Below are 10,513 nucleotides of genomic sequence, written 5' to 3'. Positions count from 1 at the left end.
CTAATTATGAAATGGAACCGAAAAATAAAAAATAAAGGTAACTTAGTTAATGCAGTTTAGATGTTTGACAGCTTATTACCAATGAATTAAATTTAGAAGAGCGGGTAGCAGACTACTGGAAAAAAGGCATGGGGAGCAAACAAAAATGCGGCAACTATTTTCAGCGCTACCTCTTGGCAACAATTACCTCACCATTAACTTTGGGATTGGATGAAGTCGATCAAGTTTTTCAGCACCCAGGAGTCGCCCAGGAATTCTTTGGTTTACTGCGGGCGTGGCATGAAAAAGGGAAAAACGAACCAGCTTGGAAAAAACTGCGTTTAGTAATCTCCCATTCCAAGGAAGTTTATATTCCCCTCAATATTAACCAGTCTCCATTTAATGTGGGTTTACCAATTGAATTGCCCGAGTTTAGTCATCTACAAATTAATGATTTACTGCAAAAACATCAACTAAATTGGTCTAATAGTGACAGAGAAAAGCTGATACAAATGGTAGACGGGCATCCTTACTTGTTAAGAAAAGCTCTCTATGAAATTGCTCGCGGTTCTTTGAACTTAGAACAATTTTTACACATTGCACCGACAGAAGAAGGAATTTACGGCGATCATTTACGCCGCCATTTATCGAATCTTGCTGATGCTAATTTAGAAACCGCCATGAAACAAGTGATTGCTAGTTCCCATCCGGTACGATTAGAAGCAAATCTAGCGTTTAAACTTCGCAGTATGGGTTTAGTGAAGTTGCGGGGAAATGATGTGATTCCCCTGTGCAATCTCTACCGCCTTTATTTTAAAGACCGTTTGGGGGTTCCTTCATGAATAATAAAGCTGAGGCAATTTATGAATATCAAGTTGGTGGTAGCCTACCTGTTGATGCGCCTACTTATGTTAGGAGACAAGCTGACCGAGATTTTTATGATGGACTAAAAGCGGGCGAGTTTTGTTACGTTCTTAACTCGCGACAGATGGGAAAATCTAGCTTGCGGGTGCAGACAATGGCGAGATTGCAGCAGGAAGGATTTGCCTGTGCTGCTGTGGATATTACATCAATTGGGACTTCAGATATTACTCCTAAAGAGTGGTATTTTGGAATTATTGACTCGTTGGTGAATAGTTTTGAACTTTACAATAATTTTGATTCCTATGAATGGTGGACGAATCACGATTTAGTGTCTCCTGTCCAACGGTTCAGCAAGTTTGTGGGAGAGGTCTTGCTGAAATTTATTGATAAATCTATTGTGATATTTGTTGATGAAATTGACAGTGTATTGGCTTTGCCATTTAATATAGACGATTTTTTTGCCGTGATTCGCGAGTGTTTTAATCAGCGTGCAGATCAATCAGATTATCAGCGTTTAACCTTTGCTTTAATAGGAGTAGCAGCGCCTTCTGATTTGATCGGTAATCACCTTCGCACTCCTTTTAATATCGGGCTCGCGATTGAGTTAACGGGTTTTCAATTAGCAGAAGCGCAACCTTTGGCAGTTGGGTTAGACACTCAAGCCGAGAATTCGCAATCATTGTTAGAAGCGGTATTATATTGGACGGGGGGCCAGCCATTCTTAACGCAAAAAGTTTGTAAATTACTCCGACTTTATCTCACTTCAGAATCTCTCGAAACCCATGCCGATTGGGTAGCCCATTTAGTCCGAGAAAAGGTGATTGAGAATTGGGAAGGTCAGGATGAACCAGAGCATTTAAAGACGATTCGAGATCGGATTCTACGCAGCGAGCAACGGGCCAGTCGGCTGTTGGGGCTATATCAGCAAATTTTGCAACACAATGAGATAGAAGCTGATGATACGGCTGAACAAATGGAACTGCGTCTCACAGGTTTGGTTGTTAAGCAAGCGGGTAAAATTAAAGTTTATAACCCCATTTATCAAGCAGTTTTTAACCAAGATTGGGTGGAAAAACAATTAGCAAATCTCAGACCCTATAGCGAAAGTTTTAAAGTTTGGATAGAGTCTGAATGCCAAGATGAATCGCGGCTGTTACGGGGTCAGGCATTGCAAGATGCTCAAACCTGGGCTTCAGGGAAAAGTTTGAGCGATTTAGATTATCAGTTTTTAAATGCCGGCAGGGAACTTCAACAACGGGTAGTGGAAAGAGAGTTAGAAGTACAGAGACAAGCGAATCAACTTTTGACTGAGGCGAATCAGACGCTCACTCAAGCACAGCAAAAGGCATTAACCATTAGAACTGTAACCTCAGTTGTTGCTGGGGTGGCTCTGTTAGGAGCAGTTGGAGCCTTGATTTTTGCTAGAAACCAAGTCGGACAAGCTGAAAATGTGGCTAATGCAATCCGGGGAAGTATCTCTTCATTAGATATGATGCGTTCAGGGCTACCATTTCAAGCACTGTTGAAAGCATTGAAAGCAGGGAAAGCCTTAAAACAACTAGATGCTTCAGCCCCGCTTACAACAGACATCCAGCAGCAAGTGATAGCAGCGCTGAAATACGCAGTTGACGAAGTAAAAGAACGCAATAGTTTGGAAGGGCATCCTAATTCGGTTAATAGTGTCGCATTTAGTCCAGATGGCAACACTTTGGCTTCTGCCAGCCGTGACAAGACCATCAAACTGTGGAATTTGCAAAGCCAAAAACCGATTGCCACCCTTGCCGGCCATAGCAATGCGGTCTCTAGCGTCGCATTTAGTCCAGATGGCAAGACTTTCGCTTCCGCCAGCGCTGACAAGATCATCAAACTATGGAATCTGCAAACCCAAAAACTTATCAAAACCCTCACCGGCCATAGCGATTGGGTCAATAGCGTCGTATTTAGTCCCGATGGCTTGACTTTGGCTTCCGGCAGCCGTGACAAGACCATCAAAGTGTGGAACTTGCAAAGCCAAAAACCGATTGCCACCCTTGCCGGCCATAGCAGTTCGGTCAATAGCGTCGCATTTAGTCCAGATGGCAAGACTTTGGCTTCCGGCAGCAATGACAACACCATCAAAGTGTGGAACTTGCAAAGCCAAAAACCGATTGCCACCCTCGCCGGTCATAGCAATTGGGTCAATAGCGTCGCATTTAGTCCCGATGGCAAGACGTTGGGTTCTGGAAGCAGTGACAACACTATCACACTCTGGAACCTTTTGTGGGATCTGCCAACCCCAAAACTAGAACTGATAGAAACCCTCACCGGGCATAGCAATTGGGTTAATAGTGTCAGTTTCAGCCCCGATGGCAAGCTGCTGGCCACTGGCAGTGCTGACAACACCGTCAAACTCTGGGATACCTCCACTGGCAAAGGAATTAAAACCCTCACCGGACATACCAACTCGGTTAATGCAGTCAGTTTCAGCCCCGATGGCAAGCTGCTGGTCACTGGCAGTGCTGACAACACCGTCAAAGTCTGGGATACCTCCACTGGCAACCAAATTAAAACCATCACAGGACATACCAACTCGGTTAATGCAGTCAGTTTCAGTCCCGATGGCAAGCTGTTGGTCACTGGCAGTGCTGACAACACCGTCAAAGTCTGGGATACCTCCACTGGCAACCAAATTAAAACCATCACAGGACATACCAACTCGGTTAATGCAGTCAGTTTCAGTCCCGATGGCAAGCTGTTGGCTTCCGCCAGCGATGACAACACCATCAAACTGTGGAATTTGCAAAGCCAAAAACCGATTGCCACCCTTGCCGGCCATAGCGATTGGGTCAATAGCGTCGCATTTAGTCCAGATGGCTTGACTTTGGCTTCCGCAAGCAATTACAAGACCATCAAACTGTGGACTTGGGATGTCGATAAACTAATGGCATTAGGTTGCAATTGGATTAGCGATTATCTCAGAACCAACCCGAAAGCGACACAAGAGGATAAACAGATGTGTGCTGATTACCTTAACCAAGAGTCAATCAAATAGAATTTAGGCAAAAACCGCCCGCCAGCCAGATGTTCGCCCTACATTTTTTTTACCACTACTTCCACTTTTTCTGTTGTCCATTCCTCACTCGCATCAGTCACAACCCTAATATTTCGCTGCGGCGAATATTCATCAACAACTGCCGCCAGCATCAGATTATTAAATCTTGCTGTTGAATTTTCACTTTTGTAGTTAGTCGAGTTTAAGGATCTCAAAAGGCGCTAGGTGCTAACTCTGAGGGATATGGCACTGATGTCCCTTTGAATATAAAGTGTAAAACTCCTGGAGTGCTGACATTTGTTCTCTCAATCTAGATATCTCTACATCCAAGGGAGGGAGTAGTTTCTCAAGGTGGCGAACCTCACTAAACCACAGTCGTAACTCGGGTTTGAGAGTTGCATAGAGCGTTTCGGGACAGGAGAGTAATATTGCTGTTATTATCTCTGGTACGAATGGCTGTTGCTGCCACTTCCCTACGACACACATTGCATCCCAGTCATCGCTTGACAAGCATTGGCGAACAATATCAAACAGTGAATTTAACTCAATAGCTGTCCGTAATTTCTCAAGTGTCTCTGCCGCCTCTGACGAGGTATGCACCATAGTTGTGAGTTCAACAGGCAAATGGTGCAGGATGGTAGTGACAAATGAAGCAATTGAATCAGGTTGCTCTTTTCTCAGAATGTCGGGGAGTATTTCTGCAAAGTAAGTAGCAACACTACGCCACTGATGTAAATCACAAGCAACATGAAAGAAGGTTTCTGGCAACCTTTCACTCTTCTGCAAGGAAATATAACCTCGACATTGATTAGTGACGGGATCGAGAGGTTCAAACGCTTGCCATAACAAAGGCAGAGAAACCCAGTGAGGTGGATATTTGAAACGGGCAACATCCAGCAGAAGAACTAGATCCCGCTTTGGATGATAGCCACCAATTGGTGAGAAGTGACCATCACCCGTTTGTCCCAATACCTTTCGGCTGTAGGAAACAACTAGATAAATATCACCTGACGCCGTAGTCACTTTCTCAACTGCTTGCCGAAAGTTTTCCAAGCTGCTTTGGTGGTAACGGTTAGGTTTTACAACAGCACCGTTGCAACGTGCTATACAGACAAACTCATCAAAGGTGATACCCTTTTCTTTAATGACTGAAAGAGGTAAGCAACAGTCTAAAAATTCCTCTCCATACCATCTCCACACCCCTTTCCAAATGCGACCCGGATCGATGGATAAGGCATTAAGAACAACAACTAAACTACCCAATCCACAAAAAGCGGGTTCTGTTTGAGTATGAAACTGTTCCGCTAGAGCAAAATACCCTTCCATACCTCCCAATGCCAACGCTTCTCGAAATATTTGCTTTCCCTCTATGGAGGAAAAGGCAATAGCAGAATCTGGGAGTGAACGACGATAAAACCCTTGAGCAGACATTGAGTGTTTTAACCCTGATTGCTTATGGTGCTAATAAATATTATGCAAAATCGTCACATTGATAATGATGAATGCACTTATTTACTATTTTTTTCAATTTTAGCAATAAAACGCTGCGAAGGTTTGACTTTCGGGGTGCAAATTTAAAAAACGTGATTATTTGCGACGGACGGCTAGGCATCAAGCTGATGAAATAATTCGGCTAGTTGCCACAGATTGAGCGTTATGCAGCTTGGATAAATCTCACAGCGCCCTTCTCTAGAACAGGCAAGATGCCTGTTCCACAAAGAGTGAATTTTCTTGTGGAACAGGCATCTTGCCTGTTCATAAAAAGCTTATTGAGAATGGTGCACTATCTCAGATAAATCACATTTTTCTGAATAGTCTCACTCACGTGATGTTTTAGAAGAGTCGGCTCAAGAGTTGTAATATTTGCAATCAATCAAATTTAAGCCGATGATTTGGGTTGGCAATGATGTGGTCGATTTTAAGGGGATTTATATTGACGTTGCTGATAACGATATGGAAATTAGTAAATACCTTAAAGCGCCCCTGTCTGCTCCCTTGTTGGCTGGCAGAACCAGCCATTTTGTCAAAAATTACTATCAGCTATCGTATAATTTTATAGCCGCACAAAGGAGAGGTGCGTCACAGTTAATTTATCGTGTTTACCGTTGGGTGGGGGCGGGTTTTTGAGATTGTTGGTTTTAGCTTCAGATTGTTGGTGAACCCGCCCCTACAGGGACTGCAAAATGATTGAAAAATGTAAAACTTTGTATATAAACTGACCGAACTTATCGAAAATAGACGAGTTTACCGTTGGGTGGGGGCGGGTTTTTGAGATTGTTGGTTTTAGCCAGAGATTGTTGGTGAACCCGCCCCTACAGTGACTGCAAAATGATTGAAAAATGTAAAATTTTGTATATGAACTGACCGAACTTATCGAAAATAGACGAGAATTGAACAGTTAATTGATCGTGTTTACCGTTGGGTGGGGGCGGGTTTTTGAGATTGTTGGTTTTAGCCAGAGATTGTTGGTGAACCCGCCCCTACAGGGACTGCAAAAAATTGGAAAAATGTAAAATTTTGTATATGAACTGACCGAAGTTGCGGAAAATAGAGGATAGTTGATGTTCAAGAGATTTCAATCCTCCGCGAAAACAAATTTTAATCAGGTAATAAAATGGTAGTAGCAGCACCAGTTCAATCCGGCAGTCAGTCGATTTTTAAAACTCGCTACGACAACTTTATCGGCGGCAAGTGGGTGCCACCGGTGAAAGGGAAATACTCGGAAAACCTGTCTCCAATTACAGGAAAATCAATTTGTCAAATCCCCCGATCGACCGCCGAGGATGTAGAATTGGCACTGGATGCCGCCCACGCTGCGAAAGACAAGTGGGGTAAGACTTCCCCAGCCGATAGGGCGCGAGTTTTACACAAAATAGCCGATCGCATCGAAGAAAACCTCGATCGCCTCGCCATCGCCGAAACCTGGGACAACGGTAAACCAATTCGCGAAACCCGCCTCGCAGACATACCACTGGCGATCGACCATTTCCGCTACTTCGCAAGCTGCATCCGAGCTCAAGAAGGGTCGATCGGCGAACTCGACGGAACCACCGTCGCCTACCACTTCCACGAACCCCTAGGCGTCATCGGACAAATCATCCCCTGGAACTTCCCGATATTAATGGCAGCCTGGAAACTCGCCCCAGCCCTCGCCGCCGGCAACTGCGTCGTCCTCAAACCAGCAGGCCCCACCCCCGCCTCAATCTTGGTACTGATGGAAATCATCGCCGACTTAGTACCAGACGGCGTAATCAACGTCATTAACGGGCCCGGCGCCGAAATCGGCAAAACCCTAGCCACCAGTCCCCGGATTGCCAAAGTTGCCTTCACCGGCGAAACCACCACCGGCAGGCTAATCATGCAATACGCCTCCCAAAATGTCATCCCCGTCACCCTAGAACTAGGTGGCAAATCCCCCAACATTTTCTTTGAAGATGTCTGCGCCCAAGACGACGAATTCCTCGACAAAGCAGTCGAAGGATTAGTCATGTTTGCGTTCAATCAAGGCGAAGTGTGCACCTGTCCCTCCCGTGCCTTAATTCAGGAGTCAATCTACGATCGATTCATGGAAAGGGCGATCGATCGCATCCGCCAAATCAAACAAGACAACCCCTTAGATCCGACAACCGCCCTCGGCGCCCAAGTCTCCGTCAACCAGATGGAAAAAATCGCCGAATACGTCAAAATCGGTCACGCCGAAGGCGCAGAATGCCTGATTGGTGGCGAAAGAAACATCTTATCCGGCGACTTGCAAGACGGCTATTATTTCCAGCCAACAGTCTTCAAAGGAAACAACAAAATGCGAATTTTCCAAGAAGAAATCTTCGGCCCAGTATTAGCAGTAACCACCTTCAAAGACGAAGCCGAAGCATTAGAAATTGCCAACGATACCCTCTACGGTTTAGGTGCCGGAGTTTGGACTCGCGACATCAACACCGCCTACCGCATGGGCCGCGCCGTTCAAGCCGGTCGCGTGTGGACAAACTGCTATCACCTCTATCCAGCCCACGCAGCATTCGGCGGCTACAAATCATCTGGTATCGGTCGCGAAAATCACAAAATGATGTTAGATCACTACCAGCAAACCAAGAATTTGTTAGTCAGCTACAGCCCGAAAGCATTAGGTTTCTTCTAATGTTTTAGTTATTGGGAAGAAAGAAAGAAGAAAGACAAACTTCAATGATTCGTCAACTCCTTCTTTCTCTCTTTCCTCTCTTTCTCTGTGGCCTCTGCGCCCTCTGCGGTTCATAAAAAAAAATCTCATTCACAAACGAAATAAAATTGCTACACAAAGAGACTGCAATGGAAACTGCCAAAGTCACCGCAACAGAAGCCGCTTTAAAATTAATCAATCATCTCAAAACTCAACACGGAGAATTGATGTTTCACCAATCCGGCGGCTGCTGCGACGGTAGTTCCCCCATGTGCTATCCCGATGGCGAATTGATAATCGGTGATGGTGACGTAATGCTGGGCGAAATAGGCGGTTGTCCGTTTTATATTGCAGCGCAGCAATACAAATATTGGCAGCACACGCAGTTAATTATAGACGTGGCATCGGGGCCCGGAGGCAGCGATTTTTCCCTGGAAGGGCCGGATGGAGAGCGTTTTATTACTCGTTCTCGCTTGTTTGTTAAGGCTGATTAACTCTGTTTATCCTTAACTTGCCTCCAGTTTCTCTAAAAACATTAATTTGCTTAAGCCTGCAACCCGGTTTCTTTCAGGGGAGCGAAAAAACCTATTTTTATTTAAGTTTTGACCTACAGCAATTTGGTCGCAAATTGCTGTAAGATTGCCGATCACTATTGTAATGAAGGAAAATCCAATTGGGGCGATCGCCCAATTGCGGCTTGAGTTTTTGTTGATAGCGACAGGTTTCAAGCTGCCGCTAAAATCAGTATCTAAGCTGATGCAGGATTAATGTTTAATGGATGACTTCCAAATTCACGCACTCAAAACTTAAGACTACTTTAAGCTTGAGCATTTTTAATGAGAGCCAATTCAATTTTGTCACCAGCCTTTTGAGTCACTTGTGCGCGCAAACCGGGCCCAAAAAAAGTAGCTATTTTGTCTTGCTTTTCTTCCCATAAGTCGATCGACAGTAGTGGCGAATAAAACTCTAAAATTAACCCATAAGCACCGTCAACATCAACTTCCCGCAACCCTTGCAGAAGCGGCCGTTCCTCGTCTGTCGGGGCCAGGCCCAAGCGCTCCAAAGCATCATCTAAGTGCGCGGGTTGGCCGTAGCGAAATCGAGTGATATCTTTGCGGACTTGGTTTTGAGTATCTGTGGCCTGACTTTCTCGCAAGAGGAGAACTTCAGCAGAGGTAGGTTCGGTGAACTCCACCGGTTCGAGTTCGGCGGCTTTCAGGGCCAAACCTCCCAGCAACAGCGGAATTCCATAAAAAAAACCGGCTAGGTTCAGGGTAGGTCTGTCTGTGAAGTAGGCTCCGAACCCGACTGCTGCTATAATACCGCCAACAACTAAGGCTAGGTTTGCTAAAGAAATTTTGCGTAACATATTAGTGAGGTAAGTAGTCCGACAGAAATAATATACTTTAATTATTATCTGTCAAAAAGTCTTGAATAAATTTAGTTTTTTTGCCAAAAGACCTGCAAAAACTGCTAGCATCTATGAGCGCGGGAGCGGTGTGCATCCACAGTCTTGTCTCTAGCTTCAGAAGCTTATCCAGCCGGACTCGTCCGGGCGCGCCATTGGTAAATATCCGTGTTAATTGCGCGGCTTTGGTTCCAGAAGGCAATCGAGATCGGCAGTATCATCAAAGTATACAGAGTGGCGATCGCGATCGACACTCTTGCCCTTTCAACCATTTTTCGGACATGATTAAAGACGAAGACAAACAAACTGCTGGAGCAAACAAGGCGGTTCTGGAGCAGATTAACTCGCTCAAGCGCGAAGATGAAAGGCTTTATAATATCTTAGCGATCGATGTCTGGGCCCTAGCCAAGACGATGGATGAATATCAACCGGGATTTTGGGCGGCTTTTATGAAAAACCGGGAGAAGGCCCTGAAGCGATTTTTAGCTGGAATGATTAAAAATAAACCCGCAGATACCAAACGTCCGCCTTTTTTGCGCTAAAATGTGGCTGAAGTTGGGCTGAACTTTTGATGTACAATCAAACTATAACACAGACCCAAAAACCCTGAGCAGATTCATCACTTCCCATATATAAACAGTGAAGGATTTGCCCAAAAAGGGATGTCGGTGAATTAAGAATCTCCGTCTGTTCGCAGGGGGGAATGTCAAATATTTTTGTTAATAGTAGCAAAGGAAAAAAACAATGGATGCACAGACAATCAAAGAGCGCGTAGCACAGATCGAAGTCAAGCGGGAATCCCTCGTGCGGCTGTTAGATCGATCGGACTTGGGAGCCATGAGAATAGATGTGAGTCAGGCGATCGAAGAAATTGACGATCTATTAGAAGAATTCAAGCGTACTTTTAACAGTTAAGTTGTCAGTGGTCAGTGGTCAGTGGTCAGTTGTCAGTGGTCAGTTGTCAGTGGTCAGTTGTCATTAGTCAGTAGTCATTAGTCAGTAGTCATTAGTCAGTGGTCGCCTAAGCTGTCGCGCATTTAATTTGCACATAGTAATCCTTTCGTCAGTTATAAACGTG

9 protein-coding genes are annotated in these 10,513 nt (G+C 44.9%); 7 read left to right on the top strand and 2 right to left on the bottom strand.

The features are described 5' to 3' along the window. The first annotated feature begins 74 nt into the window (after window positions 1-74). Together QUA00_RS28890 and QUA00_RS28885 are read left to right on the top strand one after the other, a co-directional pair. Entirely contained in the window at window positions 75-821 is a 747-nt protein-coding gene (locus QUA00_RS28890; protein ID WP_333411994.1) for an AAA-like domain-containing protein, read from the top strand. Then, entirely contained in the window at window positions 818-3,874 is a 3,057-nt protein-coding gene (locus QUA00_RS28885; RefSeq protein WP_333411992.1) for a WD40 domain-containing protein, read from the top strand. The genes QUA00_RS28890 and QUA00_RS28885 overlap by 4 nt, the downstream gene beginning before the upstream one ends. Before the next feature lie 228 nt (window positions 3,875-4,102). On the opposite strand, the gene QUA00_RS28880 is transcribed toward QUA00_RS28885, so the two are convergent. Continuing rightward, window positions 4,103-5,305, bottom strand: coding sequence for a phytochelatin synthase family protein (locus tag QUA00_RS28880; protein ID WP_333411991.1), 1,203 nt, complete (start codon window positions 5,303-5,305; stop codon window positions 4,103-4,105). Between the two features lie 432 nt (window positions 5,306-5,737). Here QUA00_RS28880 and QUA00_RS28875 point away from each other — a divergent pair, with 432 nt between their 5' ends. The 3 genes from QUA00_RS28875 to QUA00_RS28865 all read left to right on the top strand — a co-directional run bounded on the left by QUA00_RS28875 (window position 5,738) and on the right by QUA00_RS28865 (window position 8,521). Beyond that, the gene (locus QUA00_RS28875; RefSeq protein ID WP_333411990.1) at window positions 5,738-6,001 is read left to right on the top strand and encodes a hypothetical protein; all 264 of its coding nucleotides are present in this window, start codon (window positions 5,738-5,740) and stop codon (window positions 5,999-6,001) included. A gap of 487 nt (window positions 6,002-6,488) precedes the next feature. Then, on the top strand, window positions 6,489-8,009 hold the full coding sequence (gene exaC / locus QUA00_RS28870) for an acetaldehyde dehydrogenase ExaC (protein ID WP_333411989.1): 1,521 nt from the start codon (window positions 6,489-6,491) through the stop codon (window positions 8,007-8,009). Window positions 8,010-8,176: 167 nt separating this feature from the next. Then, window positions 8,177-8,521, top strand: coding sequence for a DUF779 domain-containing protein (locus tag QUA00_RS28865; RefSeq protein WP_333411988.1), 345 nt, complete (start codon window positions 8,177-8,179; stop codon window positions 8,519-8,521). A gap of 323 nt (window positions 8,522-8,844) precedes the next feature. On the opposite strand, the gene QUA00_RS28860 is transcribed toward QUA00_RS28865, so the two are convergent. Next, window positions 8,845-9,396, bottom strand: coding sequence for a DUF2854 domain-containing protein (locus QUA00_RS28860; protein WP_333411987.1), 552 nt, complete (start codon window positions 9,394-9,396; stop codon window positions 8,845-8,847). A gap of 80 nt (window positions 9,397-9,476) precedes the next feature. Here QUA00_RS28860 and QUA00_RS28855 point away from each other — a divergent pair, with 80 nt between their 5' ends. Further along, complete coding sequence (locus QUA00_RS28855; RefSeq protein WP_333411986.1) at window positions 9,477-9,977, top strand: hypothetical protein; 501 nt, start codon at window positions 9,477-9,479, stop codon at window positions 9,975-9,977. 202 nt (window positions 9,978-10,179) lie between these two features. Continuing rightward, window positions 10,180-10,350, top strand: coding sequence for a hypothetical protein (locus QUA00_RS28850; RefSeq protein ID WP_333104150.1), 171 nt, complete (start codon window positions 10,180-10,182; stop codon window positions 10,348-10,350). Window positions 10,351-10,513 lie beyond the last annotated feature (163 nt).

The organism is Microcoleus sp. T2B6 (assembly GCF_036700475.1).
Taxonomy (GTDB): domain Bacteria; phylum Cyanobacteriota; class Cyanobacteriia; order Cyanobacteriales; family Microcoleaceae; genus Microcoleus.
The sequence above is the reverse complement of the archived record's forward strand: the minus strand, read 5'-3'. Positions and strand labels throughout refer to the sequence as shown.